General features: G+C 61.4%; 25 protein-coding genes and 1 pseudogene. 7 read left to right on the top strand and 19 right to left on the bottom strand.

Translation table 11 applies throughout. The annotated features are described in order from the left end of the window. Positions 1 to 474: 474 nt before the first annotated feature. The 7 genes from GIW02_RS01105 to rplU form a co-directional block, all read right to left on the bottom strand. Complete coding sequence (locus GIW02_RS01105; RefSeq protein WP_236413483.1) at positions 475 to 1,578, bottom strand: NADH:flavin oxidoreductase; 1,104 nt, start codon at positions 1,576 to 1,578, stop codon at positions 475 to 477. A gap of 371 nt (positions 1,579 to 1,949) precedes the next feature. Next, positions 1,950 to 2,432: a glutathione peroxidase gene (locus tag GIW02_RS01100; RefSeq protein WP_236413481.1), complete on the bottom strand. Its 483-nt coding sequence runs from the start codon at positions 2,430 to 2,432 to the stop codon at positions 1,950 to 1,952. Positions 2,433 to 2,533: 101 nt separating this feature from the next. Further along, entirely contained in the window at positions 2,534 to 2,998 is a 465-nt protein-coding gene (locus GIW02_RS01095) for a CreA family protein (RefSeq protein WP_101272964.1), read from the bottom strand. A gap of 16 nt (positions 2,999 to 3,014) precedes the next feature. Beyond that, entirely contained in the window at positions 3,015 to 4,133 is a 1,119-nt protein-coding gene (proB, locus tag GIW02_RS01090) for a glutamate 5-kinase (RefSeq protein ID WP_236413565.1), read from the bottom strand. A gap of 111 nt (positions 4,134 to 4,244) precedes the next feature. Then, on the bottom strand, positions 4,245 to 5,468 hold the full coding sequence (gene cgtA, locus GIW02_RS01085) for an Obg family GTPase CgtA (protein ID WP_101272965.1): 1,224 nt from the start codon (positions 5,466 to 5,468) through the stop codon (positions 4,245 to 4,247). 193 nt (positions 5,469 to 5,661) lie between these two features. Next, positions 5,662 to 5,919 (bottom strand): 50S ribosomal protein L27, encoded by a 258-nt coding sequence (rpmA, locus tag GIW02_RS01080; RefSeq protein ID WP_003176049.1) that lies wholly within the window; start codon positions 5,917 to 5,919, stop codon positions 5,662 to 5,664. Between the two features lie 34 nt (positions 5,920 to 5,953). Further along, positions 5,954 to 6,268 carry a 50S ribosomal protein L21 gene (gene rplU, locus GIW02_RS01075; RefSeq protein ID WP_007950961.1) on the bottom strand — a complete coding sequence of 105 codons (315 nt, stop codon included), beginning with the start codon at positions 6,266 to 6,268 and terminating at the stop codon, positions 5,954 to 5,956. A gap of 239 nt (positions 6,269 to 6,507) precedes the next feature. Here rplU and GIW02_RS01070 point away from each other — a divergent pair, with 239 nt between their 5' ends. The 3 genes from GIW02_RS01070 to GIW02_RS01060 all read left to right on the top strand — a co-directional run bounded on the left by GIW02_RS01070 (position 6,508) and on the right by GIW02_RS01060 (position 8,442). Continuing rightward, complete coding sequence (locus GIW02_RS01070) at positions 6,508 to 7,476, top strand: polyprenyl synthetase family protein (RefSeq protein WP_084376403.1); 969 nt, start codon at positions 6,508 to 6,510, stop codon at positions 7,474 to 7,476. 207 nt (positions 7,477 to 7,683) lie between these two features. Beyond that, the gene (locus GIW02_RS01065) at positions 7,684 to 8,025 is read left to right on the top strand and encodes a zinc ribbon domain-containing protein YjdM (protein ID WP_236413479.1); all 342 of its coding nucleotides are present in this window, start codon (positions 7,684 to 7,686) and stop codon (positions 8,023 to 8,025) included. Positions 8,026 to 8,184: 159 nt separating this feature from the next. After that, positions 8,185 to 8,442 carry a PA4570 family protein gene (locus GIW02_RS01060; protein WP_003194088.1) on the top strand — a complete coding sequence of 86 codons (258 nt, stop codon included), beginning with the start codon at positions 8,185 to 8,187 and terminating at the stop codon, positions 8,440 to 8,442. A gap of 150 nt (positions 8,443 to 8,592) precedes the next feature. Here GIW02_RS01060 and GIW02_RS01055 read toward each other — a convergent pair whose 3' ends face one another. Continuing rightward, the gene (locus GIW02_RS01055; RefSeq protein WP_236413477.1) at positions 8,593 to 9,210 is read right to left on the bottom strand and encodes an FKBP-type peptidyl-prolyl cis-trans isomerase; all 618 of its coding nucleotides are present in this window, start codon (positions 9,208 to 9,210) and stop codon (positions 8,593 to 8,595) included. A 287-nt stretch (positions 9,211 to 9,497) separates the two neighbouring features. Between GIW02_RS01055 and GIW02_RS27150 the strand changes: the two are divergent. Both GIW02_RS27150 and GIW02_RS27145 read left to right on the top strand, forming a co-directional pair. Continuing rightward, positions 9,498 to 10,562, top strand: a pseudogene (locus GIW02_RS27150) (methyl-accepting chemotaxis protein); the annotation flags it as partial. Beyond that, positions 10,554 to 11,417, top strand: coding sequence for a methyl-accepting chemotaxis protein (locus tag GIW02_RS27145; protein WP_456361618.1), 864 nt, complete (start codon positions 10,554 to 10,556; stop codon positions 11,415 to 11,417). The pseudogene GIW02_RS27150 and the gene GIW02_RS27145, both read left to right, overlap by 9 nt. 639 nt (positions 11,418 to 12,056) lie before the next feature. Here the strand turns inward: GIW02_RS27145 and GIW02_RS01045 are convergent. Genes GIW02_RS01045 through GIW02_RS01030 form a run of 4 tightly spaced genes read right to left on the bottom strand, consistent with a single transcriptional unit; the run spans position 12,057 to position 16,197 of the window. After that, positions 12,057 to 12,425 (bottom strand): glyoxalase superfamily protein, encoded by a 369-nt coding sequence (locus tag GIW02_RS01045; RefSeq protein WP_236413467.1) that lies wholly within the window; start codon positions 12,423 to 12,425, stop codon positions 12,057 to 12,059. Between the two features lie 29 nt (positions 12,426 to 12,454). After that, the gene (locus GIW02_RS01040; RefSeq protein ID WP_236413466.1) at positions 12,455 to 13,918 is read right to left on the bottom strand and encodes a D-aminoacylase; all 1,464 of its coding nucleotides are present in this window, start codon (positions 13,916 to 13,918) and stop codon (positions 12,455 to 12,457) included. Position 13,919: 1 nt separating this feature from the next. Further along, on the bottom strand, positions 13,920 to 14,780 hold the full coding sequence (locus GIW02_RS01035) for a MurR/RpiR family transcriptional regulator (RefSeq protein WP_236413463.1): 861 nt from the start codon (positions 14,778 to 14,780) through the stop codon (positions 13,920 to 13,922). 13 nt (positions 14,781 to 14,793) lie between these two features. Continuing rightward, positions 14,794 to 16,197, bottom strand: coding sequence for a GntT/GntP/DsdX family permease (locus GIW02_RS01030; protein ID WP_236413461.1), 1,404 nt, complete (start codon positions 16,195 to 16,197; stop codon positions 14,794 to 14,796). 194 nt (positions 16,198 to 16,391) lie between these two features. Here GIW02_RS01030 and GIW02_RS01025 point away from each other — a divergent pair, with 194 nt between their 5' ends. Next, positions 16,392 to 16,772, top strand: a complete 381-nt coding sequence (locus tag GIW02_RS01025) for a lysozyme inhibitor LprI family protein (RefSeq protein WP_236413459.1) — start codon at positions 16,392 to 16,394, stop codon at positions 16,770 to 16,772. A gap of 138 nt (positions 16,773 to 16,910) precedes the next feature. Here the strand turns inward: GIW02_RS01025 and GIW02_RS01020 are convergent, their stop codons facing one another. From GIW02_RS01020 to GIW02_RS01000, 5 genes are all read right to left on the bottom strand, one after another. Beyond that, complete coding sequence (locus GIW02_RS01020) at positions 16,911 to 18,356, bottom strand: SulP family inorganic anion transporter (protein WP_236413457.1); 1,446 nt, start codon at positions 18,354 to 18,356, stop codon at positions 16,911 to 16,913. A gap of 703 nt (positions 18,357 to 19,059) precedes the next feature. After that, complete coding sequence (locus GIW02_RS01015; RefSeq protein ID WP_236411971.1) at positions 19,060 to 19,953, bottom strand: NAD-dependent epimerase/dehydratase family protein; 894 nt, start codon at positions 19,951 to 19,953, stop codon at positions 19,060 to 19,062. 103 nt (positions 19,954 to 20,056) lie between these two features. Beyond that, positions 20,057 to 20,953 carry a LysR family transcriptional regulator gene (locus GIW02_RS01010; RefSeq protein ID WP_236411972.1) on the bottom strand — a complete coding sequence of 299 codons (897 nt, stop codon included), beginning with the start codon at positions 20,951 to 20,953 and terminating at the stop codon, positions 20,057 to 20,059. A 30-nt stretch (positions 20,954 to 20,983) separates the two neighbouring features. Continuing rightward, positions 20,984 to 21,574: an NAD(P)H-dependent oxidoreductase gene (locus tag GIW02_RS01005; RefSeq protein WP_236411973.1), complete on the bottom strand. Its 591-nt coding sequence runs from the start codon at positions 21,572 to 21,574 to the stop codon at positions 20,984 to 20,986. 123 nt (positions 21,575 to 21,697) lie between these two features. Further along, positions 21,698 to 22,462 (bottom strand): sulfite exporter TauE/SafE family protein, encoded by a 765-nt coding sequence (locus tag GIW02_RS01000; protein WP_236411974.1) that lies wholly within the window; start codon positions 22,460 to 22,462, stop codon positions 21,698 to 21,700. Positions 22,463 to 22,651: 189 nt separating this feature from the next. On the opposite strand from GIW02_RS01000, the gene GIW02_RS00995 reads away from it, so the two are divergent. Beyond that, positions 22,652 to 23,539, top strand: coding sequence for a LysR family transcriptional regulator (locus GIW02_RS00995; RefSeq protein WP_236411975.1), 888 nt, complete (start codon positions 22,652 to 22,654; stop codon positions 23,537 to 23,539). On the opposite strand, the gene GIW02_RS00990 is transcribed toward GIW02_RS00995, so the two are convergent. Together GIW02_RS00990 and kynU are read right to left on the bottom strand one after the other, a co-directional pair. After that, positions 23,488 to 24,891: an amino acid permease gene (locus tag GIW02_RS00990; RefSeq protein ID WP_236411976.1), complete on the bottom strand. Its 1,404-nt coding sequence runs from the start codon at positions 24,889 to 24,891 to the stop codon at positions 23,488 to 23,490. The two genes, GIW02_RS00995 and GIW02_RS00990, sit on opposite strands and share 52 nt — an antisense overlap. Before the next feature lie 155 nt (positions 24,892 to 25,046). Next, positions 25,047 to 26,297: a kynureninase gene (kynU, locus tag GIW02_RS00985; protein ID WP_236411977.1), complete on the bottom strand. Its 1,251-nt coding sequence runs from the start codon at positions 26,295 to 26,297 to the stop codon at positions 25,047 to 25,049. Positions 26,298 to 26,400 lie beyond the last annotated feature (103 nt).

Raw genomic sequence — 26,400 nt, 5'->3', positions numbered from 1 at the left:
TCTGGAGCCTCCCTTGAAAATCGGGGGCTCAGGCAGTGTGATCGCCTCGCGACCCAGCCGCCGCGGGTTCTGTTGCTGGTTGTAACCCGGAATCCAATCCTCCCTAACTCCACCCAGTGTAAGGCAGACAGTTGAGCCATAACGGTCAAACAGTCAGATCGCCAAAACACTTTGAAATATAGAGTTGGAGTTTAACCATGCAAATACCCCGCAATACCTTCTTCATTCCTCCAGGCATAAACCTCAATGACAAGCCTGACAAGCCGACGCTGCCTTTAGACCCTGATCACGGCCCGTGTTCAGTCGCGGGAGGCGGCATTGCCGGTAGGGTCCGCTATCCACAACTGCCGTACTGGCTGCTGCCTGGCCAACCTTTACCGAAATAAAATGATGTTCTGAGATCTATTCAGACATGGGAGTGCCGGACATCACCGTCCGGCACTCCAGTAAAACCTGTGAAGCGCTACGCTCAGGTCAAACCAAACTCGTCAGCGCCTCACGACTGAACGGCAGGATGTCGCCCTCGCGTCCCTCGCGCACCTTCACGGCCCAATCCGGGTCGACCAGCAGCGCACGACCTACAGCAACCAGATCAAACTCGTCGTTGTTCAGGCGTTCCAGCAGTTTCTCCAGGCTGGCGGGCTGGGCCACCTTATCGGTATTGACCATGAACTGCAGGAACTCGCCGTCCAGGCCGACGCTGCCCACGGTGATGGTCGGCTTGCCGGTGAGCTGGCGCGTCCAGCCGGCCAGGTTGAGGTCGGAGCCTTCGAACTCCGGCTCCCAGAAACGACGTGTTGAGCAGTGGAAAATGTCCACGCCCGCCTCGGACAACGGCTTGAGGAATTCACCCAGTGCCTCTGGGGTTTGCACCAGGCGCGCGGTGTAGTCCTGCTGCTTCCACTGCGAGAACCGCAGGATGATCGGGAAGTCCGGGCCTACGGCAGCACGGGTGGCCTGGATCAACTCGATGGCAAAACGCGAACGGTTGGCCAGGCTGCCGCCGTATTCGTCGGTGCGCTGGTTGCTGCCCTCCCAGAAGAACTGGTCGACCAGGTAGCCGTGGGCACCGTGGATTTCCACACCGTCCATGCCGATACGCTGGGCGTCCTTGGCCGCTTGGGCGAAGGCGTTGATCACGTCCTTGATGTCCTGGGTGGTCATGCCGTGGACCACCACGTTACCGTCCTTGAGTTTTTCCATCGGGCCGTAGGCCGGCACGCTGGCGTCCGGCTCGGTGCCGATGCGGCGCACGCTGCCCACGTGCCACAGCTGCGGGACGATCTTGCCACCTTCGGCGTGCACGGCATCGACCACTTTCTTCCAGCCGGCCAGCGCAGCCTCGCCGTAAAAATGCGGAACGTTGGGGTAACCGTTGGAAGCCGGGTGATCGACCACCGTGCCCTCGGTGATGATCAGGCCCACGCCGGCAGCCGCACGGCGGCGGTAGTACTCGATCACTTTGGAATTGGGTACGCCACCCGGCGAAAACGAACGGGTCATTGGCGCCATGACCACGCGGGTCGACAGTTGCAGTGCACCGAGCTGGAACGGTTTGAACAGGGCTTGGACAGGCATGGGAGCACTCCACATGAGAGGGGTTTATGATGCGGATAATATGGCTGGTGCGCCGCGCTGGATAGCACTATTGATCTGGGTGATTAAGGGGTAAAAGTCGCGAAACTGAACCGCAACCCATCTTCGCTGAGCACGCTCGTGTGCCAAGCGGGCTTCTTTGACCAGCGAGCTTTCTGTGGAGAGCGGGCTTCTGTGGCAAGTAGGCTTCTGTGGCGAGCGGGCTTGCCCGCGTTGGGCTGCGAAGCAGCCCCAGAGGCATTGCGTTTCTATCTGAAAGAAAGCGGCGATATTAGAGGGGGCTGCTGCGCAGCCCAACGCGGGCAAGCCCGCTCGCCACAGAAAGCTCGTTGGCCACACGCCTTGAGGGTTAGTTAGCTCAGGGCTTTTTCGATGGCCTGGACGATGCTCGGGTCATCGGGTGGGGTGCGCGGCGAGAAGCGAGCGAGCACTCGCCCATCCTTGCCGAGCAGGAACTTCTCGAAATTCCAGGTGATATCCCCTGGAAACTCGGCGCCCTCACCCGCCAGCAGGCGGTACAGCTGATGACGGTCAGGGCCGTTCACTTCGAGTTTGCTGCCCAGCGGGAATGTGACCCCATAGTTCAGGCTACAAAACTCGCGGATCTCTTCCTCAGTGCCCGGCTCCTGGCCCGCAAACTGATTGCACGGCAGGCCAAGCACGGTAAAACCCTGATCCTTGTACTGCTGGTAGAGGTTTTCCAGCGCGGCGTATTGCGGGGTCAAGCCACATTTGGAGGCCACGTTGACCACCAGCACGACTTGCCCCTTGAAGGGCGCCAGCGGCAGCTCTTGTCCGTCCAAAGCTTTGAGTTTCAGGTCGTGGAAAGCACTCATGACGAACTCCAGGTATCCGATGTTCTTGGCAAAGCGGCGTTTCGAGATTACAACCCGCAAGCCTGCAATCATAGACGCCGATTACAAAACCCGCCTGCGGATTACTGAGCGGTAGGCCAAGGCAAAATCGGGATGGCCGTGACCGCGTTCTGCGGGCTGCCTTCGATCAGACGGTCGCTGTAGACCAGGTACACCAGGGTATTGCGCTTCTTGTCGAGGAAACGCACCACCTGCATGGTCTTGAACACCAGCGAGGTGCGCTCCTTGAACACTTCGTCGCCATCCTTGAGGTCGCCCTTGAAGCGAATCGGCCCGACCTGACGGCAGGCAATCGAGGCTTCGGCACGGTCTTCGGCCAGCCCCAGGCCACCTTTGACGCCGCCGGTCTTGGCACGCGACAGGTAGCACGTTACGCCGTCGACCTTGGGGTCATCAAACGCTTCGACCACAATGCGGTCGTTGGGGCCGACGAACTTGAACACCGTCGACACCTGGCCAATCTCTTCGGCGGACGCCAGCAGCGGCATGGCCAGCAGCAGGCCGAGCAATCCCTTCATCACACGCATTGTGTATTCCTTTTGGTTAGACCAGGATCAGGTTATCGCGGTGAACCAGTTCCGGTTCGGCCATGTAACCCAAGAGTCCGACAATCGCGTCAGACGATTGTCCAATAATTTTCTGTGCTTCCAAGGCGCTGTAGTTGGCCAGGCCACGGGCGATCTCACGACCGTCCGGCGCCACGCACACCACCATCTCGCCACGGCGGAAGCTGCCCTGTACCAACTTGACGCCCACCGGCAGCAAGCTCTTGTTGCCTTGGGACAGCGCCGACACCGCGCCATCATCCAGCACCAGGGTGCCACGGGTTTGCAAATGCCCGGCCAGCCACTGCTTGCGTGCCGCCAGCATGCCGCGTTCCGGCGACAGCAGCGTACCCATGCGCTCACCGGCCTTGAGACGGTCCAGCACGCGCTCCAGGCGCCCGCCGACGATGATAGTGTGCGCGCCGGAACGTGCGGCCAGGCGTGCAGCGCGCAGTTTGGTCTGCATGCCGCCACGGCCCAGCGCGCCGCCGACGCTGCCGGCCACGGCGTCCAGCGCCGGGTCATCGGCGCGCGCTTCGTAGATCAGCTGGGCATCGGGGTTGTTGCGCGGATCGGCGTCGAACATGCCGTCGCGGTCGGTGAGGATCACCAGCAGGTCGGCTTCCACCAGGTTGGCCACCAGCGCGGCCAGGGTGTCGTTGTCGCCGAAGCGGATTTCATCGGTGACCACCGTGTCGTTCTCATTGATCACCGGGATCACCTTGAGCTCCACCAGCGCACGCAAGGTGCTGCGGGCGTTGAGGTAGCGCTTGCGGTCGGACAGGTCGTCGTGGGTCAGCAGGATCTGCGCCGTGTGGCGGCCATGCTCGGCAAAGCTGGATTCCCAGGCTTGCACCAGGCCCATCTGGCCGATGGCGGCGGCGGCTTGCAGCTCGTGCATCGCGCTGGGTCGCGCGGTCCAGCCGAGGCGGCTCATCCCGGCGGCAACCGCCCCGGACGACACCAGCACCAACTCGACACCGGCCTCATGCAAGGCCACCATCTGCTCGACCCAGACGCTCATGGCCGCACGATCCAGCCCCTTGCCATCCGCCGTCAGCAGCGCACTTCCGATCTTCACGACCCAGCGCTGCGCACCTGTCACTTTGCTCCGCATCATCTTCAACCTTAGAGTGAGGGCCGCGCGACCCAGCGCCGCCCATAACGTTAAACCCGGATACTAAAACGCCGCTCTATAAGGAGCGGCGTTCAAGTTTATCGCAACGAATCAGTCGCGCACGTAAATGATTTCCGGACCGTCTTCATCATCCACGTCTTCTTCGTCCCAATCATCGTCACCGATGTCATGGACCGACTTCACGCCGCTGCGGCGCAGGGCACGCTGGTCATCCAGCGCCTGCAATTGGGCACGGGCTTCGTCTTCGATCTGCTGGTCGAGTTCGGCCAGCTCGGCCTTGAACACCGGGTCGGCCGCCAGGCGGTCGGCGCGGTCTTCCAGGTAGCGCATGATGTCGCGGGTCAGGCGCTCGGTGCCTTCTTTGGCGATGGCCGAGATCACATAGACCGGGCCTTCCCACTCCAGGCGATCGACGATTTCCTTGACGCGTTCTTCGTGCTCTTCTTCGAGGATCTGGTCGCACTTGTTCAGCACCAGCCAACGATCACGCTCGGCCAGGGCCGGGCTGAACTTGGTCAGCTCGCTGACGATCACTTCGGCGGCGTCCGGTGCGCTGGTTTCATCCAGCGGCGCCATGTCGACGAGGTGCAGCAGCAAACGGGTACGCGACAAGTGCTTGAGGAAGCGAATCCCCAGGCCTGCGCCATCGGAAGCACCTTCGATCAAGCCAGGAATGTCGGCGATCACGAAGCTTTTCCAACGGTCGACGCTGACCACACCGAGGTTTGGCACCAAGGTAGTGAACGGGTAGTCGGCGACTTTCGGCTTGGCGGCCGAAACCGAACGGATGAAGGTACTTTTACCAGCGTTTGGCAGGCCCAGCAGGCCTACGTCGGCGAGTACTTTCATTTCCAGCTTGAGGTCACGCTGCTCACCCGGCTTGCCAGGGGTGGTCTGGCGTGGCGCACGGTTGGTACTGGACTTGAATCGGGTGTTACCCAGACCGTGCCAGCCGCCCTGCACAACCATCAACTTCTGGCCAGCCTTGGTCAGGTCGCCAATCACTTCCTGGGTGGCAGAGTCGATGATCGTGGTGCCGACCGGTACGCGCAGTACCAGGTCTTCGCCTTTTTTACCGGTGCAGTCGGTGCTGCCGCCGTTGGAGCCACGCTCGGCATCGAAGTGCCGGGTGTAACGGTAGTCGACCAGGGTGTTGAGGTTTTCGTCGGCCATCATGTAGATGGAACCGCCGTCACCGCCGTCACCGCCGTTGGGGCCACCGTTTTCGATGAACTTTTCGCGACGGAAACTCATGCAACCGTTACCGCCGTCGCCTGCTTTTACTCGGATGGAAACTTCATCAACGAACTTCATAACAAAACGCCTCTCGTCGCATGGACGAGCTTAAGAAACCAAGACATAAGACTCTTGCAAAAATGAGCGTAGAGACCTCTATCAGCACCTGCAAATCCAGCGCTGGAGCCCATCACAAACAGCTTTGCAAGAGACTCACCCCACAAACGAAAAAGCCCCGTCGCGAGACAGGGCTTTTCCAGCGATCGCGCAATTAAGCGGCGACAACGCTCACGTAACGGCGGTTGAACGCGCCTTTTACTTCAAACTTGATCACGCCTTCGATTTTAGCGAAGAGGGTGTGATCTTTACCCATGCCAACACCGTAACCGGCGTGGAATTGGGTGCCGCGCTGACGCACGATGATGTTGCCCGGAATGATTTTCTGGCCGCCATACATCTTCACGCCAAGGCGTTTAGCTTCTGAATCGCGACCGTTACGGGTACTACCACCAGCTTTTTTGTGTGCCATGAGTCAATTCTCCTAGTGAGGAATTAGGCTGAAATTAAGCCTGAATACCGGTGATTTTGATCTCGGTGTACCACTGGCGGTGGCCCATACGCTTCATGTGGTGCTTACGACGACGGAACTTGATGATGCGGACTTTATCGTGACGACCTTGGGAGATCACTTCAGCCACAACGGTAGCGCCAGCAACAACTGGAGCGCCGATGTTCACGTCATCGCCATTGGCGACCAACAGAACGCGATCAAAAGTAACGGATTCGCCGGTAGCGACTTCCAGTTTTTCGATCTTCAGGTATTCACCTGGGGCGACTTTGTATTGCTTGCCACCAGTAACAATTACTGCGTACGACATGGTATTTCTCCGATAATCCTGCTCACCCAGCGCTTTATAAGAAGAGGTATTGGCTGGCATGGCTGCATGGGATGGACGTCCCGAATGCAATTGCGTAAGGCAGGTGCTGCCCAGGAAGTTCAGGGTGCGCGATTGTACGCAAGCCAACGGAGCGTTGCAATAGCCCGTCTATCGCGCCTTGACACCCGGGGGTCAGGGTCCTAGCATGCCGCGCAACCCTTCTGGAGCGACTGTCGCTGATGCAACCCCAAGCTTTCTACCGCGCGGTCGCGGACGATTTTAGCGCCGTCGACGGCATCATCAAGAAGCAGCTGACTTCTAAAGTGCCGCTGGTCTCCAAAATTGGCGACTATATTACGTCGGCGGGCGGCAAACGCCTGCGTCCTTTATTAGTGTTGCTGTGCGGCAAGGCCCTGGGCCGCGAAGGCGATGACCTGCGCCTGCTGGCCGCCACTATCGAATTCCTGCATACCGCCACCCTGCTGCATGACGACGTGGTCGACATGTCCGGCATGCGCCGTGGCCGCGAAACCGCCAATGCAATGTGGGGCAACGCCCCAAGCGTACTGGTCGGCGATTTCCTCTACTCGCGCTCGTTCGAAATGATGGTCGAGCTGGGCTCGATGCCGGTGATGAAGATTCTTTCACAGGCCACGCGCATCATCGCCGAAGGCGAAGTGTTGCAGCTGTCGAAAGTCCGCGATGCCAGCACCACCGAAGAAACCTACATGGAAGTGATTCGCGGCAAGACCGCGATGCTCTTCGAAGCCTCCACCCACAGTGCTGCCGCCTTGTGTGGCGCGACCGCCGAACAGGCCGAAGCGCTGCGCACCTTTGGCGACCACCTGGGCGTGGCGTTCCAGCTGGTAGACGACCTGCTCGACTACCGTGGCGATGCCGAGACCCTGGGCAAGAACGTGGGTGACGACCTGGCCGAAGGCAAACCGACCTTGCCGCTGATCTACACCATGCGCGAAGGCACGCCGGAACAGGCCGCCCTGGTGCGTAAGGCGATCCAGAAAGGCGGTATCGAAGACCTGGAAAGCATCCGCGCTGCCGTGGAAGCCTCGGGCTCGCTGGACTACACCGCGCAACTGGCCCGTGACTACGTGGCCCGTGCAATCCAGTGCCTTGAAGCACTGCCGGCCAGCGAATACCGGGACGCCCTGGTTGAGCTGAGTGAGTTTGCGGTCGCGCGTACGCACTAAGTCAGACCTGCAAATACAGACCCATGTGGGAGGGGGCTTGCCCCCGATAGCGGTAGATCAGCCAGCCTCTGTATAGACTGGCACACCGCCATCGGGGGCAAGCCCCCTCTCACATTTAGACCCCATTACCCACTCGCCGCCCCGCTTTCGCCACAAAACCCTATATAATGTGCGACTTTTAGCCATCCTGACTCTCAAGGAGCTTTAGTGAGCACGTTGCCACCCTGCCCAAAATGCAATTCCGAATACACCTACGAAGACGGCGCCCAGCTGATCTGCCCGGAATGCGCCCATGAGTGGTCCGCCAATGGCGAGGCCCAAGCGGCCAGCGATGACCCCGTGAAAAAAGATTCTGTAGGCAATGTCCTGCAGGACGGTGACACCATCACCGTGATCAAGGACCTCAAGGTCAAGGGCACCTCCCTGGTGGTCAAGGTCGGCACCAAGGTCAAGAACATCCGCCTGTGCGACGGCGACCACGATATCGATTGCAAGATCGACGGTATCGGCCCGATGAAACTCAAGTCCGAGTTTGTGCGAAAAGTCTGAATCTGCTGTTTCCATCCCGCGCCCGCCGCGGGATGGCGTTTTGCCCTCCTCGCTGACCCATCTCAATATCCACACAGAAAAACCAGGAAACTGCCAATAGGCACTTGCTATTCCACGAATAAGAATTATTCTCATTGAAACTTATCAAGGAGAACAACCATGACTTATTTGATAGATGCCTGGCTGGACCGCCCACACCCTTACCTGCGGATCCTGCATCGGGAAACCGGCGAAGTCTGTGCAGTGCTGGAAGAAGAAGCGCTGAATGAGTTGCAGGACCAGGGCGACCTGGACGTAAACGGCCTGAGTTCGAGTGAACCCGGAGTGCTGAAAGAAGTGGTGCGTAACTTGTTTCTGTTCTGCTATGCCCGAGCGTTGCGCCCGGCGACGGAGCTGAATGGCAAGTTCCATCCATGAAACTACCCGCAAAACCTGTGGATGTGGGCCCTATGTGGGAGCGGGCTTGCTCGCGAAAGCGCAGTGTCAGCGACAGATAAGCTGACTGATCCAGCGCCTTCGCGAGCAAGCCCGCTCCTACACAAGCCCAGCATCCACAGTCAGCAGGTCTTACAGAACGTCGAGCAGCTCGACGTCGAATACCAGAACGCTGTGCGGCGGGATGCTGCCAACGCCTTGAGCGCCGTAAGCCAGTTCGCTCGGCACGTACAGGCGCCATTTGCTGCCGGCATTCATCAGTTGCAGGGCTTCGGTCCAGCCGGCGATCACGCCGCCAACCGGGAATTCTGCAGGCTGGCCGCGCTCGTAGGAGCTGTCGAACACAGTGCCGTCGATCAGGGTGCCGTGGTAGTGAGTACGCACTTGGTCTTCACGGGTCGGCTTGGCGCCGGTACCTGCGGTCAACACTTCAAATTGCAGGCCGGAAGCCAGGGTGGTGATGCCATCACGCTTGGCGTTTTCAGCCAGGAACGCCAGGCCAGCGCCAGCCGCTGCTTCAGCCTTGGCGGCTGCTTCGGCTTGCATGATTTCGCGGATGACCTTGAAGCTCGCGGCCATTTGCTCTTGATCAACACGGCTTGGCTTGCCGGCGAAGGCGTCGGTCAGGCCAGCCAGGATCGCGTCCAGGCTTACGCCCGGTGGCGGGTTGTCGCGCAGTTGGTCGCCCAACTGACGGCCGATACCGTAGCTGACGCGGGTTTCGTCGGTGGACAGATTAACGTCGGACATGAAGAGGCTCCGCTGTAGGGCAGCGCTGGAAACACCGGTTTCCCGCACCGCCCAGAACTAAAAGGGCCAGCAGACTAGCACACAAGACCGGTCCATGATGAGCCCCCTCCCCGCCCGCGCAAGCTGGCAGGAACAGGATTGCTGCACCGCTATGGCGACCCTTCGTCGCATCCGCAATAAAAGTATTTCAGAACCGACCACAGCCGCCGATACAGCCCTACACATATTGGCTGGCTCAAACAACAACACCGTCCAGCAGACAGACATCACCTTTTGCGGAGCATTCGATGAATAGCTGGTTCGGTAACATCAGCGTCAACCTCAAACTGGGCCTGGGCTTTGGCCTGGTACTGGTCCTCACTTCGATCCTGGCCCTCACCGGCTGGACCAGCCTGGGCGGCTTGATCGACCGCAGCAACTGGATGAGCGACATTACCCAGCTCAATGCCTCGTTGACCAAGCTGCGGATCGTGCGCCTGCAATACATGCTGGCCAATGGCGACGAAGCCGTGGCGCAGAATGTGCAAACCAACCTGGATGCCTTCGCTGCCAAGCAACAGAAACTCCTGGACACCTTCAAGAGCCCGGAAAACCTCAAGCTGCTCAACGAGCAGAAAGCCATCATCACCGCCTACCAGCAGTCGCTGAATAAAATGCGCGAGGCCTACCGTAACGGCAACGCTTCTCGCCAAGTGATGGGCGACAAGGCGGATACCGCCAACGCGCAGATCGATGCACTGGAAACCAGCGTGAAGCAAATGCCTGACAGCCCGGAGCACCTTGCGCAGTTCCAGGCCGTGGCAGACGCCAAGATGCAGTTCCAACTGGCCCGCTACGAAGTGCGCGGCTACACCGGTAACGTCAGCCCGGACACCGAAGCCCGCGCCGCGGCACAGATCGAAAAAGCCATCGCCGGCTTGAAAGACCTCAGCGCCGCATTCGGCGCCAGCCAGCAGAGCGCGTTGACCTCACTGGAAACCGCCCTCGGCGCCTATCGCACGGCCGTGCAGAACTACAAGGCAGCCAATGCCAACATCGTTGCCGCCCGTGCCGAAATGACCACCCAGGGCGCGGATATCGTTACCATCAGCGACAAGCTCTACGACATCCAGCTCGATCGCCGCGACGCCGAAAGCGCCCAGGCCCGTAGCCTGCAACTGATCAGCACGCTGCTGGCACTGCTGGTCGGCATCATCGCCGCACTGGTCATCACCCGTCAGATCACCCGCCCGCTGCAGGAAACCCTGGCCGTGGTGGAGCGCATCGCTTCCGGCGACCTGAGCCACAACATTCAAGTTACCCGTCGCGACGAGCTGGGCGTATTGCAGCAAGGCATCCAGCGCATGGGCACCACCCTGCGTGAACTGATCAGCGGTATCCGTGACGGCGTGACCCAGATCGCCAGCGCCGCTGAAGAACTGTCGGCCGTTACCGAGCAGACCAGCGCCGGCGTCAACAGCCAGAAGATCGAGACCGACCAGGTCGCCACCGCCATGCACGAAATGACCGCCACCGTGCAGGAAGTCGCGCGCAACGCCGAGCAGGCGTCCCGGGCAGCCTCCGACGCCGACGGCCAAGCGCGCGAAGGCGACAAGGTTGTCGCCGAGGCGATCGCGCAGATCGAACGCCTGGCTGCCGAAGTGGCACGTTCCACCGACGCCATGACGCACCTGCAACAAGAGAGCAACAAAATCGGCAGCGTGATGGACGTGATCAAGGCCGTGGCCGAACAGACCAACCTGCTGGCGCTCAACGCCGCGATCGAAGCCGCACGTGCCGGTGAAGCCGGTCGTGGCTTTGCCGTGGTCGCCGACGAAGTGCGTGGACTGGCCCAACGCACACAAAAATCCACCGAAGAGATCGAAGGCCTGGTCGCCGGTTTGCAGAACGGTACCCAACAAGTGGCCACTGTGATGAACAACAGCCGCAGCCTTACCGACAGCAGTGTGGAGCTGACGCGCAAGGCCGGTGTGTCGCTGGAAAACATCACCCGTACGGTGTCGAACATCCAGTCGATGAACCAGCAGATCGCCGCTGCCGCCGAACAGCAGAGCGCCGTGGCCGAAGAGATCAGCCGTAGCATCGTCAACGTGCGTGATGTGTCGGAACAGACCGCCACGGCGAGTGACGAAACCGCCAAGTCGAGTGTTGAACTGGCGCGACTGGGTAGCCAGTTGCAGCAGATGGTCAGTCATTTCCGGGTTTAAGCAACCAAAAGGCCGCCTCGGTTTAAGCAGAGGCGGCCCCACCTCTCAGACCTTACAGGTCGTCGAAGCTGTCCCGCAGGAATACCCATACGTGATAAACACGCAGGGCATTCACTACGAGGTCCCACGTACGTCGTGCAAACTTAGACATACTCGGCCCTCCTGGAGTTGGGCCTTACCTCCAGCGCACTTACCGGAACACGTGAGCCTTTGGACGCAGGTCGATTGCGTCTTTTGAGGTGGCTGGGCTAATGGTCCTTCCGCATGAATCCGGCACGGATTACTAGCCCGTGGCGGTTGGTCCAGAATTCGCGCGCATACCCAGCCCACTCAAAAGCGACAAACGCAGAACAGGGAAGATCCTATACAACTCCCCACTCAAAGGTGTGACCAACGGTTGTCAACTTTCCAGTATTGAGGTGAGATCCATTTCAAGCTTTTGCAGCATTGATTGGCAACAGAACAGCTACAGAAAAAGAGGGATATTGGCCATCGCTCAATCTTGCGTGATGACGTGGCCGGCGGTACGATCGGCTCGCAGGTCGATTGCGTCTTTTGAACTAGCGCCCCAGCCACTAACTGGGGCTGCAAAAAAAACCGCCCTACCAAGGCGGTTTTTTATTGCCTGCGATTTGCCTCTCAGCCCTCGCCTTCCTCGACAAACACCACTCGATTCCCAAACGGGTCCTTGATGCTCATCTCCCGCGAGCCCCAAGGCGTTTCCTCAACCCCAGGCTTGGCATAGCGGTAATCCTTGGCCAGCAATTGCTGCTGATACGCGTCCACCCCTTGCGCCTGAATCCGTACCGCTGCGCCCGGCGACGCATCGCCATGGTGCTCGGTCAAATGCAGCACGCACTCGCCCAACGACACTTGCAGGTACAGCGGGAAATTCGACTCGAAACGATGCTGCCAATCAACCTTGAACCCCAGGAAGTCGACATAGAATTCCAACGCTTTACCCTCGTCGAAAATCCGCAAAATGGGAATGACTTTTCCTAAGTGCATACCAACCGCTCCGTGTATGAAAGCGCCCACTATAGAGCTGAAAAGCCGCGCCGCAAATCCCCGCTGCGTGGCAGAAACCGCCCCGACCGCTGACCGTTGGCCTGCCCATCGCCATAACTCAGCACGCCATTGACCCACACCCCCTCAATCCCCTCGGCAGCACGCTGCGGCGCTTCGAAATCCGCCACATCGCGCACCCGCAAAGGGTCGAACAACACCAGGTCGGCCCAGTGCCCTTGGCGAATTTCACCGCGTTCAGCCAAACCAAAACGCGCGGCCGACAAGCCGGTCATCTTGTGCACAGCGGTGTGCAACGGGAACAGCCCCACATCGCGGCTGAAATGCCCCAACACCCGAGGAAACGCGCCCCACAAACGCGGATGCGGAAACGGGTCTTCCGGCAAACCATCCGAGCCCACCATCGACAGCGGATGCGCGAGGATGCGCCGCACATCGGCTTCATCCATTCCGTAGTACACCGCCCCTGCCGGTTGCAGGCGAGCCGCTGCATCCAACAGCGAAACCTCCCACTCGGCGGCGATGTCCTGCAGGTCGCGCCCGCCCATTTGCGGGTGCGGCGTCGACCATGTGATGGTGATGCGAAATGCATCGGTGACTTGCTTGAGGTCCAGGGTCGAAGAACTGGCCGCATAGGGGTAGCAATCACACCCCACCGGATGGGTTTTCGCGGCGCGTTCCAAGGACGCCAACAGCTGCGGACTACGCCCCCAGTTACCGGCGCCGGCACATTTGAGGTGGGAAATAATCACCGGGGCCTGTGCGTGCCGGCCGATCAGGAAGGCTTCGTCCATCGCCTCCAGCACCGGTTCGAACTCGCTGCGCAAATGCGTGGTGTATACCGCGCCGTACGCCGTCAATTCTTCACTCAGTTGCAGCACTTCATCGGTGTCGGCATTGAACGCGCTGGCGTAGGCCAGGCCGGTGGATAAGCCGAGGGCGCCCGCCGCCAGGCTTTCTTGCAACTGCACGCGCATGGCGGCGATCTCGCCCAGCGTGGCGGTGCGGTGCAGGTCGTCCATATGGTTGCTGCGCAGCGCCGTATGGCCGATCAGCGCCGCGACGTTGACCGCCGGCTGAGCCTGCTCCACCGCCGCGCGGTAATCGGCGAAGCGGGGGTAGGTGAACGCCTCGCGCTTGCCCAACAGGTTCATCGGGTCCGGCGGGTCGCTGCGCAGGCTCACCGGCGACGCGCTGATGCCGCAGTTGCCGACAATCACCGTGGTCACGCCCTGGCTGAGTTTGGGCAGCATCTGTGGGTGACGGATCACCACGGTGTCATCGTGGGTGTGCACATCGATAAAGCCCGGCGCCAACACGCGGCCCGTGCCATCGACTTCATGCTCGGCCTGCGCGCTCGACAGGTTGCCGAGGGTCTCGATGCGCCCGTCGCGCAGGCCCACATCGGCCACGTAGCCCGGGGTGTTGCTGCCATCAATGATCAGCGCCTGGCGAATCAGCGTGTCGTACTTCATGTCAGTCTCCAAGCGGCAGGCTGTCGGGGCCGCCGCGATAATCGTCGAGGGCCAGTTTGATCCGGCGCAGACGCTCCTGGTTGTCGTCCGGCAGGGCCAGCGCCAGCTCGGTGGCCAGCAGGTCGATGGCCAGCAGCATGCCGTAGCGCGCCGCCGTAGGTTTGTAGATAAAACTGGTTTCGGCCGGTTGCAGCGGCAGCAGTACATCCGCCAGTTGCGCCAGGGGTGAGTCGGCCAGGGTGATGGCGACGATGCGCGCATCGTAGTTACGGGCGAGCGCAACCACGTCCAACAGTTCGGGGGTGAGGCCGGTCAACGAACACACGATCAGCGCGTGCTCCGGCCCCAATGTGGCCGCCGTGACGCGCATCATTACCGGGTCATGGCTGGCGGCGATCGGGTAACCCAGGCGCACCAAACGCACTTGCAACTCGTCACTGCACAGGCTCGAAGGGCCGCCCATGCCGAACGCGTGGATCATCCGCGCCTTGCGCAACAGGTTCACCGCATCGACAAAGCTGGCTTGATTGAAGCCCGACAGGTGCTGGCGCAGCGTGGCTTCGATGTCGCCCAGAATCTGCCGGTGAAACGCCGACTGTTCAGGCTTGCCCGCCGGGTCCAGGAAGCGGCTGCCGACGCCACTGGCCTGGGCCAGTTGCAGGCGCAGATCGCGCAAGTCTCGGCAACCCACGCTGCGCGCAAAACGCGACAAGGTTGCCGTGCTCACCTGCGCGCGTTGCGACAACGCTTCCAGGCTGGCCGAAGCGGCAAAGCCCACGTCATCGAGCATCAGCCTGGCGATACGCCCTTCGCCGGCGCTGAACGAGTCCTGGCGGGCGCGGATCTGGTAGAGGATGTCCATGGGGGCTCCAGGATTACAAAATACAGGACAGACCGTAGGTCAGACCGAACGCGACCACCGAAATCAGCGTCTCCAGCACGGTCCAGGTCTTGAAGGTCTGGATCACCGTCATATTGAAGTATTCCTTGATCAGCCAGAAGCCGCCGTCATTCACGTGGGAAAAGATCACCGAGCCCGCACCGGTGGCCAGCACCAGCAATTCCGGGTGTGGATAACCCAGGCCCATCGCCACCGGTGCGACCACACCCGAGGCGGTGGTCATCGCCACCGTGGCCGAGCCGGTGGCGATCCGCATCAGCGCGGCGAACAACCAGCCCATCACCAGCGGCGACAGGTTAAACGCATGGGCCAGGCCGAGGATTTCATGGGTTACACCCGCATCCACCAGGATGCGGTTCAGGCCACCGCCAGCCCCCACCAGCAAGGTGATACTCGCAGTCGGCGCCAGGCATTCATTGGTGAACTTGAGGATCGACTCGCGATTGAAGCCTTGCGCCAGGCCCAGGGTCCAAAAGCTCACTAGGGTCGCCACCAGCAGCGCGATCACCGAGTTGCCGATAAACAGCAGGAACTGATTGAAACCGCTGCCCGGCGTGGAGATCACGTTGGCCCAGCCGCCGATCATCATCAGCACCACCGGCAACAGAATGGTGCCCATGGTCAGCGCAAAACTCGGCAGGCGGGTACGCGGCTCGCGGTCGATGAACTGGCGTTCCAGCGGGTTTTCCGCCGGCAGGTGAATGCGCGGCACGATGAACTTGGCGTACAAGGGGCCGGCGATGATCGCCGTGGGGATGCCGACCAGAATCGCGTACAGCACGGTTTGCCCGACCGACGCGTTATACGCCAGCACCGCCATCATCGCCGCCGGGTGCGGCGGCACCAACGCATGCACCACCGACAGGCCTGCGACCATCGGCAGGCCGACCATCAGAATCGACACGCCCACGCGCCGCGCCACCGTAAAGGCGATCGGCACCAGCAATACAAAACCGACCTCGAAAAACAGCGGCAGCCCGACCAGAAACGCGATGCACACCATGGCCCAATGCGCATTGCGCTCGCCAAAGCGGTTGATCAGCGTGCGCGCCACCTGCTCGGCGCCACCGGACTCGGCCATCATCTTGCCGAGCATGGTGCCCAGCGCCACGACGAGCGCGATGTGACCGAGGGTTTTGCCGACCCCTGCCTCATAAGAGCCCATGATGGTATCTGCCGGCATGCCAGCCATCAGCGCCAGGCCGATGGACACCAGCGTGATGACGATAAACGGGTTGAGTCGGTAACGTGCAATCAGCACGATCAATGCAATGATGGCGATGGCAGCGTATGCCAGCAGCCCCAAGCCCGGTGATGCGGCCATGCGGTACTCCTCTGAAAGGGTCACGTCGAAGTGGTTGTGAAACTCATAAATCATTCCCGAGGTGGTTTTTCAAACGTTATGAAAGTAATTTTCGCCCACGGATAAGCGCTGTCGCTTTGGGATATGCCCAACGGCAGTCGATGAAAATTCGCGGGGTGTTCTTACATGAAGATCAGCGGTTGCCGGAAACTCGCCGGCGGCGGTTGAGTCATAGAATGCGCATCCACTCATGCCCAGGAAGATCGACCATGATTCGCACCTCCCTCACCGCTGGCGCCCTGCTTCTGGCCGTATGCGGCGCCGCCTCGGCCGCCGATAACGTCGCGCTGAAAAAATGCATGGACGGCGCCAACACCACCGCCGACATGGTCAGTTGCAACGCCAAGGAAGCCAAGGTGCAGGATGAGCGCCTGAACCGCGCCTACAAGACCGCCCTCGCCGCCCAGGAAGGCGCACGCCAGCAACAACTGCAGGACGTGCAGCGCCTGTGGATCAAATACCGCGACGCTAACTGCGCCTTCGCAGGCTCGGCCACTGGCGGCACCATCGACCAGGTCAACGGCTCCGGCTGCGTGCTGGACATGACCCAGACCCGCGCCCAGGAACTCGAAGACCTGGTCGGGCCATAACCCAGGAAGGCACCCGCCTGTGGCGAGGGCGCTTTCCCCCGTTGGACCGGGCTGGCGCTGCGGTGCGCAGCGCTCTCAGGATTTTTGGGGCCGCTACGCAGCCCTACGGGAGCAAGCTCCCTCGCCACAGGTGCTTAATCAGTCGTGATGAACCTTGGCGCGCTTGAGCAGTTTCTTGCAACGCTCGGACAAATGCAGCACCCGCAGATGCTTGCCGGCCTTGCTGTAACGCTCGCGCAGGGTCATCAGCGCGGCAATCGCTGAATAGTCGACAAAGCTCAGGTGACGGCAATCGAGCGTGACCTGGGCCGGGTCGTTGGCCGGGTCGAACTGGTTCAGGAACGGCGTGGTCGAGGCGAAGAACAGCGTGCCGTGCAGGCGATAGAGCTTGCTGCCGTCGGCTTCCAGATGCTCGTCGGCATACAGCTCGCGGGCCTGTTGCCAGGCAAAGTTCAGCGCCGCAATCACGATCCCGCACAGCACGGCAGTCGCCAGGTCGGTGAACACGGTGATCACCGTCACCGCGATAATCACCAGCACGTCATTGAGCGGCACTTTGTTGATCACCCGCAACGACGCCCAGGCGAAGGTCTGCTGGGACACTACGAACATCACGCCCACCAGCGCCGCCAGCGGAATACGCTCGATCAGCGGCGACAGAAACAGAATGAACAACAGGATCATCACCCCGGCAAACACCCCGGAGAACCGCCCGCGCCCGCCGGAGCTGAGGTTGATCACGGTTTGCCCGATCATCGCGCAACCGCCCATGCCGCCAAACAGCCCCGAGACCATGTTGGCCGCGCCCAGCGCCACGCTTTCGCGGTCGGGGTAGCCACGGGTTTCGGTGATTTCGTCGGTGAGGTTGAGGGTCAGCAGGGTTTCCAGCAAACCGACCATCGCCATCAGGAACGCATAAGGCGCGATGATCGTGAAGGTTTCCAGGGTCCAGGGAATCTGCGGCAGCGCGAAGCTCGGCAGGCCGCCGGCGATGTGGGCCATGTCGCCCAGGGTGCGGGTCGGCAGGCCCAGCAGGTACACCGCCAGGCCCACGCCGAGGATCGCCACCAGCGCGGGCGGCACGGCGCGGGTGATGCGCGGCAGCAGGTACACGATGGCCATGGTCACCAGCACCAGGCCGGTCATCACGTACAGTGGCGTGCCGCTGAGCCAGGCTTCGCCGCTTTTGAAATGCTCCAGTTGCGCCAGGGCGATGATGATCGCCAAGCCGTTGACGAACCCCAGCATCACCGAATGCGGCACCATGCGCACCAACTTGCCCAGGCGCAGCAGGCCGAACGCGACCATGATCAGCCCGCCCAGCAGCACGGTGGCCAGCAAGTACTCCACGCCGTGCTGCACCACCAGCGCGACGATCACCACCGCCATCGAGCCCGCCGCGCCGGACACCATGCCAGGGCGCCCGCCAAACAACGCAGTGAGGGTGCAAATGATAAAGGCGCCGTAGAGCCCCATCAGCGGGTTGAGGTGGGCCACCAGGGCAAAGGCGATGCATTCGGGCAGCAACGCGAAAGACGTGGTGAGGCCGGCCAGGGCATCGGCGCGCAGACGGGTGAGGTTCATGAGGTACCAGGGCATTGCGGGGGATAAGGCGGGGAATGGTACGAAATTGCAGCAGATGGGGCCAGATTTTTAAGCCCCACAACAACGTGTGGCGAGCGGGCTTGCCCGCGTTGGGGCGCGAAGCGGCCCTGGACGCAGACGCCACGTTCTGTCTGAAAGAGCGCGGTGTTTTTTATTGGGGCTGCTGCGCAGCCCAACGCGGGCAAGCCCGCTCGCCACGGGGTAGGTGTCACACCATCTCGTTGCGAATCCGCTCCACTACCAGGGAGTTGAACGGTATGGAGTTGCAGCGGTGGGGCCAGATTTTTAAGCCCCACAACCACCTGTGGCGAGCGGGCTTGCCCGCGTTGGGGCGCGAAGCGGCCCTGGACGCAGACGCCACGTTCTGTCTGAAAGAGCGCGGTGTTTTCTATTGGGGCTGCTGCGCAGCCCAACGCGGGCAAGCCCGCTCGCCACAGGGTAGGCGTCACACCATTTCGTTGCGAATCCACTCCACTATCAGGGAGTTGAACGGTATGGAGTTGCAGCGGTGGGGCCAGATTTTCAAGCCCCACAACAACCTGTGGCGAGCGGGCTTGCCCGCGTCGGGGCGCGAAGCGGCCCTGGACGCAGACGCCACGTTCTGTCTGAAAGAGCGCGGTGTTTTCTATTGGGGCTGCTGCGCAGCCCAACGCGGGCAAGCCCGCTCGCCACAGGGTCGGTGTCACACCATTTCGTTGCGGATCCACTCCACCACCGACGTGCGTTTCGGCGCCCAGCCCAGCAGTTCGCGGGCATGCTTGCCGCGCACTCGGCTGTTGGAGCCCAGGCCGTAGTTGGCCATTTCATAGCCCCACTCGGCTTCAGCTTCGGCCAATGGCCAATCCTGCGACTGGCCCAGGTTCAGGGCCTCGGCGATGGCCGTGGTCATGTCAATAAACGCCGCTTCGCCGCTTTCCACAAAGTAGAAAGTGCCCGGTACGTTCTGGGTTAGCGCCAACAGGTACAGCGCCACCACGTCTTCAATGTGCACGTTGGACCAGATGTTCTGCCCGCTGCCCACATGGCGCACAACCCCGCTTTTGCGCGCCTGCTTGAGCAGGCGTGGCAATTGCACGCTGTCGCGCTTCACGCCCAGGCTGTGACCGTAGATCAGGGTGTTGCAGATCACCGCCGAATTCACGCCCGCTGTAGCGGCGGCCAGGATCAGCTTGTCGATGGCCACCCGTGCCGCCTTGTCGACGGTCGGCTCAGGCAGGCTGTCTTCGTAATAAATGATATCGCTGGCCTTGCCGCCCGATGCATCGCCGACGATGCTCGACCCGCTGGTGTGCAGGAACGGCTTGTTCGAGCCTTTCAAGGCGGCCAGCAAGGTTTCGACGGCGCCACGGTGGTCGCTGCTCGCGGCATTGATCACCGCGTCGGACCTTAACGCCTGTGCGGTCAATACGTCTGCGTCGTCGAGGGTGCCGAGCACGGGGGTAATGCCCAGGGCGGTCATTTCAGCGGCCTGTTCAGCGCTGCGCACCAGGCCGGTAACGCTGTGGCCGGCCTTGACCAGGCCGGTGGCAATGGAACCGCCGATAAAACCCGCTGCGCCGGTAACGAATACGTTCATGGAGTGTTCTCCTGACTGGGTAAGTGATGGGCCCATTGTCACGACCCTCTCCCCGTCGAATAAGCCCCTGCGGCCCAATTCAATCTTGCGCAGCAGTCACGAATCAGCAGGCATACCGTGCCAGCTTGGCCTGAATAAAGTCCAGGAAGCACTGAATGCGCAGGGCCAACTGCGAGTTGCGGTAGAACACCGCATGGATCGGCTGGCGATAACCACTGTTGAACGCCTCCAGCACCGGCACCAGGCGCCCGGCCTCGATGTCATCGACGGTCATGAAGTTCGACAGGCAGCAAATGCCCTGCCCCTCCAGCGCCAGCTGGCGCACGGTTTCGCCACTGGAAGCCGACACGCTGGGCTGGATCAGCCAGCGGTCGCCCTCCACATGGCGCAGCGGCCAGTGGTTGAGGGTTTCGGTCTGGGTGAAACCGAGCAATGTATGCTCGGCCAACGCGGCGACCGTGGCCGGCGTGCCGTGCTGCTTGAGGTAACCGGGGCTGGCAAGAATATGCAGCGGGGTGCAACCCAGGGAACGGGCATGCAGGGTCGAGTCGGCCAGGGCGCCGATGCGAATCGCGATATCGGTGCTCTGCTCCAGCAGGTCGATGATCAGGTCATCACTGTTCAGCTCCAGCTGGATATCCGGGTAGAGGCTGCGAAACTCGGCGATGTACGGCACGATCCCATGCAACATAAACGGCACGGCGGCATTGATGCGCAGCCGCCCGGCGGGTTTTTGCTGGCGCGACGACAGGCGCTCTTCCAGCTCATCCATCTGCGCCAGGATCACCTTGGCCTGTTCGAAAAAGTACTTGCCCTCCTCGGTCAGGTCCATGCGCCGCGTGGTGCGGTTGATCAGGGTGGTGTCGAGCTTGGCTTCCAGACGCGACAAGGTGCGGCTGACCGCCGACGGCGTTTGCCCGACCTGCTCCGCCGCTGCGGAAATCGAGCCGCACTCAATCACGCTGACGAAGATCTGTAGCTCATCGGATCGGGCTTTCACAGGCTGTCCTCTTTATCGGTTGCTGCCAGCTTACACCGAGAGGTTGAACACCTGCGCCAGATGCTGCTCGTAGCGCGCCACGTCCGCTTCGATGGCCGGGCGTTTCATCACGTCCACGCACAGGAACGTCGGCAGGCGGGTCATGCCGAGGAACTCATTGGCCTTGTGGAACGGGAAGTACACCGCGTCCACGCCCTTGGCTTCAAAGAAGTCAGCCGGGTCGTCGAACGCTTGCTGGGGCGCGTTCCAGGTCAGCGAGAGCATGTATTGCTTGCCCTGCACCAGGCCGCCGCTGCCGTATTTCTGCGACGCATCGGAGCGCGTGCGACCGTCGCTGGCGTACAGGCTGCCGTGGCCTTCGGTGAAGACTTCGTCGATGTACTTCTTGACGATCCACGGCGCCCCCATCCACCAGCCGGGCATCTGGTAGATGATCACGTCGGCCCAGAGGAATTTGGCCACCTCTGCGGCCACGTCGTAGCCTTCGTCGATCTGGGTGACTTTGACGTCGATGCCGCCACGGTCCAGCACGGCGACGGCGGCGTCATGCAGGGTGGCGTTGTAGCGACCGTCGGAATGCGCGAATTTCTTGCCGCCATTGAGCAGGAGGACTTTTTTCATGGGAGTGATCCAGAGGGTTAAAAATGTCTGACCGCAGACTAGCGACTTGGCCCCCTGTGAATAAGCCGCGGCGCGGCAAAATACATTTGACCAAAATGCACGAATACCTAGCTCACTCGTGATTTATCCGCTGATCAACAAGTGCCCACCCAACAGTGCCATGCCGACAAAAAACACCCGTTTGAACAGCACCGCACTGATGCGCCGGCGCAGCACTTGGCCCAGCCACATCCCCAGCAGCGCGGGCACCAGGGCCAGCAAGGAGGCACTGACTTCGCCGCCACCCAGCGTGCCGCGCCAGGCCAGCCCGGCGGCCAGCGCCAGGGTGGACACGGTGAACGACAGCCCCAATGCCTGCACCAATGGGTCGCGGTTCAGACCCAGTGCCTGCAGATAAGGCACCGCCGGAATCACAAATACGCCCGTGGCCGAGGTGATAACCCCTGTGATCAGCCCACATAACGGGCCCAACCAGCGCTCGGTCTGAGGCTTCACCTTGAACGTTGGCAGGAATAGCCCGCTCAACGCATACACCAACAAGGCGCCGCCCAGTGCGCGCACCACCCAGTGGCCGCCGTCCATGCCCAGCCACACCGTGCCGAGCCCGGTGCCGAGAAAAATCAGCAGCAGCATTGGCCACAGGCGCTTGAGCAACGCGCTCAGATGACCGCCGAACGCCAGTTGGCAGAGGTTGGTAACGGTCGACGGGATGATCAGCAACGCCGCAGCCTGTGTCGGCAGCATAGCCAGGCCGAGCATGCCCATGGCGACGGTGGGCAGGCCCAGGCCGATCACGCCCTTGACGGTGCCCGCCAGCAGAAAGGTGCCAATCACCAGCAGGGTCAAGGTGAGGCCGAGGTTTTGGTAGAACGCTAGGAAGGTATTCATGGGGGAATTGTGGAGGTTTTCGATAGCGTCGGAAATTCGCCATATACTGAGGCAGCCTCTTGTTTTATGTGAGGCTGATGCCGTCATCGGGGGCAAGCCCCCTCCCACACTCTGTACTGTGAATACATCCAAATGTGGGAGGGGGCTTGCCCCCGATGGCGCCAGTCCAGTTACCGAAGAGCTCCAGCCATGCACTTTGACCTGATCGATCTGCACCTCTACCTGCATATCCTCGACACCGGCAACATCACCGCCGGTGCGGCGCGCAGCCATTTATCCCTGGCCGCCGCCAGTGCGCGCATCCGAGCGATGGAAGCGTCGCTGGGCATTGAGTTTCTCGAACGCGGCCGCCGAGGCGTCACGCCAACCCCAGCCGGCAAAGCCCTGGCCCGCCACGCACGCCTATTGCTGCAACAGGCCGAGCACCTGCAACAGGACCTGGCCGAATACGCCAACGGCGTCAAAGGCCAGGTGCGCCTGCTGTGCAACACCACGGCGCTCAGCGAATACCTGCCGGAGCTGCTGGCGGATTTTTTGCGCGAGCATCCCAACCTCGATATCGACCTGCAGGAACTGCCCAGCCTGCGCATCACTCAGGCCCTGCGCCAAGGCACGGCAGACCTCGGGATCATTTCCGACGCGGTAGACACCCACGGCCTGCAGACCCTGGCGTTTCGCGATGACCCGCTGGTGCTGATCATGCCCCTCGACCATCCACTGACCACGGCGAGTTTTATCGACAGCCTGCAATACGACTACGTGGGTCTGACCGCCAACAGCGCACTCTCGGTGTACCTGGAGGAACAGGCGCTGCACGCGGGCTTTCGCTTGCAAACGCGCATCCGCGCCGAGGGCTTTGATGGGGTGATCCGCATGGTCGCCCGCGGCGCCGGCCTGGGCATCGTGCCCCAGGCTGCGTTGGCGCGCGGGCCAGCGCGACCCAACGTCAAGGCCCACCCACTGCAAGAGGATTGGGCCTGCCGCAAGCTGCTGTTATGCGCGCGCTCGTTCGAACACCTGCCTGGCTACGCCAAGGCCTTGTTCGACGCCCTGGCCCTGCCCCTGAAGAACCCGTAATACACCGCCGACAGAATCACCAGGAACGGCACGCCAAACACCAGGGTCATCTTGAATGCGTCGGTGAAATACGTGGTGACCATCACCGCGCCCATCAGCACCAGGCCAAGCAAAGTGCTGTAGGGAAACAGGCGCAACTCAAAAGACAGCTTCGCCCCACCATGGCGCTTGCGGTAGCGACGGAAAAACAGGTGCGTGAGAAAGATCATGAACCAGGTGAAAATCGCGCCAAACATCGAGATCGCCATCATCAGGGTGAACGAGCTTTCCGGGTACACGACGTTAAGCAACGTCGCCAGGGCAATGCCCGAGCTGGACAGCAGCAAGGCGTTCAGCGGGATGCCGCTCTTGCTCAAGGCGCCCATGGACTTGGGCGCAAAACCGGCGCGGGACAAGCTGAACATCATGCGCGTGGTGATATAGAGCTGGCTGTTCATCGCCGACAACGCGGCGATCAGGATCACAAAGTTCATCACCCCGGTGGCGCCAGGAATACCGAGGGTCTGCATCACCGTGACAAACGGGCTCTGGGCCTGGCCGGCCTGGTTCCACGGCACGATGGCCAGCATCAGCGCCAGAGTCAGCAGGTAAAACACCACCAGCCGTACGATGGTCGCGCGAAAGGCCTTCTTCACCGCCTGCTCCGGGTCAGCTGCTTCACCGGCCGCCACGGCGATCATTTCCACGCTCAAATAGCTGAAGATCGACACGATTACCGCGATCCACATCCCGCTCAGCCCATGCGGGAAAAAGCCGCCATGGGCCGTGTAGTTCTGCACGCCGTAGTCCGGGTTGCCGGAGCCGAACACCACGTACACCGCGAGGAGGATGAAGCCGACGATGGCGCTGATCTTGATGGTGGAGAACCAGTATTCGAAATTGCCGAAGGTCTTCACGCTGATCGCATTGAGCAGGATCAGCACGCTGGAAAACGACACGATCCACACCCATTCCGGCACGTTGGCGAACCAGTACTTCATGTACATCGCCACCGCCGTGACCTCGGCGCCCACCGCCAGCACAATCGCCGCCCAGTAGGCATAGCGCACCAGGAACCCGGCCAGCGGGCTGATGTAGAACTCGGCGTAGGCACCGAAGGAGCCGGAGGTGGAATGCGCCACCGTCATCTCCGCCAGGCAGCCCATCAGCAGCAAGGTAATCAATGCGCCGATGGCGTAGCTCACCAGCACACTCGGCCCGGCATAGCCGATGGCGTAGGCGCTGCCCATGAACAGCCCGGTGCCGATGGCGCCACCGATGGCGATCATGCTCATCTGGCCGCTGGTGAGCTGGCGCCTGAGGCCCAGTTCGCGATGGGTGATTTCGGCAAAGCCTTGGTCTGGCGTGGTCACGTTGGTGTGCCCCTTTATTATTGTGATTGTTGTTGCTGGCGCTGAACCCTGTGGGAGGGGGCTTGCCCCCGATGGCGGTGGGTCAGTCACTCATTTATTTACTGACCCACCGCTATCGGGGGCAAGCCCCCTCGCACACTTGATCGGTGTTGCCCTTAGGTGACGCTGTTGCGCACTTTGAATTGCGGCTGGTCCCAGGTGGCGTTGTCGAGGATCTCGCCGAGGATTTCTACCGCGTCAAACACCTCGGTAAAGCTCGTGTAGAGCGGCGTAAACCCAAAGCGCATGATGCGCGGCTCGCGGTAATCACCGATCACGCCACGCTCGATCAGGGCCTGGATCACCGCGTAGCCTTCAGGGTGCTCGAAGCTCACATGGCTGCCGCGCCGGGCGTGCTCGCGCGGGGTGATCAACACCAGGCCATGGGCGGCACACCGGGCTTCCACCAACGCGATAAACAGGTCGGTCAGCGCCAGGGATTTACTGCGCAGGCTGGCCATATTGGTCTGTTCAAAAACCTCCAGGCCACATTCCACCATGGCCAGCGAGGTGATCGGCTGGGTGCCGCACAGGTACCGCGCAATACCGGCGCTGGGCGCGTAGGTGGCTTCCATGGCGAACTGCCGCGTGTGCCCGAACCAGCCCGACAGCGGCTGATGAACCAAGTCCACCAGCGCCGGGTTGACCCACACAAACGCCTGGGAGCCTGGCCCGCCATTGAGGTATTTGTAGGTGCAACCAATCGCGTAATCCGCGCGCGCCTGGTGCAGGTCGATGGGCACCGCGCCCGCCGAATGCGCCAGGTCCCAGATACTCAACGCGCCGCACTCATGGCTCAGCGCGGTGAGCGCGTGCATGTCGTACATGTAGCCGGTCTTGTAGTTGACGTGGGTGAGCATCACCACCGCCACGTCGCTGTCGATGGCTTGCGGCAGTTCTTCCGGGCTGTTGACCAGGCGCAGTGCGTAGCCTTGTTGCAGCAGCTCGGCCAGGCCTTGGGCGATGTACAGGTCGGTCGGAAAGTTGCTCGCTTCGCTGACGATCACTTTGCGCTGTGGCTGGCGTTGGCGCTGCACGCTCAACGCAGCACTGAGCACCTTGAACAGGTTGATGGAGGTGGTATCGGTGATCACCACCTCAGCGTCGCGCGCACCGATCAGCGGGGCCAGCCGGTCGCCCAGGCGCTGGGACAACTGCGCCCAGCCGGCGCTGTTCCAGCTGCGGATCAAGCCATCGCCCCACTCTTGGGCAATCACCGCCTGCGCCCGCGCCAACGCCGCCACCGGGCGTGCGCCGAGGGAGTTGCCGTCGAGGTAGATCACCCCCTCGGGCAAGGCGAACTGGCGCCGCAGCGGCGCCAGTGGGTCCTGGGCGTCGAGGGCTTGGCAGTGGCTTCGAGTGGTCATGGGCGGTCCTGATTCTTATAAGTGAAGATGGACCAAATAATGAACGAAGTTTTAGAGAATTTTCGTGCAAAGTGGCGGGCAAACAGCTAATTAAGCTGTAGGA

The sequence above is a fragment of the Pseudomonas syringae genome (assembly GCF_021606685.1).
GTDB lineage: Bacteria > Pseudomonadota > Gammaproteobacteria > Pseudomonadales > Pseudomonadaceae > Aquipseudomonas > Aquipseudomonas syringae_R.
Note: the sequence above shows the minus strand (reverse complement) of the source record. Positions and strands in the feature narration are given on the sequence as shown.